This is a genomic window from Rhizobium ecuadorense (genome assembly GCF_001187535.1).
GTDB lineage: Bacteria > Pseudomonadota > Alphaproteobacteria > Rhizobiales > Rhizobiaceae > Rhizobium > Rhizobium ecuadorense.
This window is the reverse complement of the sequence record NZ_LFIO01000474.1, coordinates 1-262: the sequence shown is the minus strand read 5'-3', so window position 1 is coordinate 262 and position 262 is coordinate 1. Positions and strand designations below refer to the sequence as shown.

General features: G+C 55.3%; 1 pseudogene. It reads left to right on the top strand.

The features are described from left to right. Window positions 1–262: pseudogene (locus AF337_RS11475) on the top strand (DUF1254 domain-containing protein); the annotation flags it as partial.

Genomic DNA, 262 nt, shown 5'->3' with positions numbered 1-262 from the left:
GGACAAAGTCGATAGCCGTATCGGGATGCTTGAGTTCAAGGACGGCGCTCCAACAGCCGAGACCGTCGACAAGGTTTACGACACGCTGGATTTCACGCGGGCTCTGGACGCCTACCTCAACAGCTACGGCGGCGCATCTGCCTATGCAATCCGCAAGGGTTTCATCAGTGCAGGTGCTGAGGACAATTCCGTCATCATCTATTCGGAACTGATGGATTCGAATTCGCTGTTCCTCACGCCGAACGCCGACACCCTCTATTAC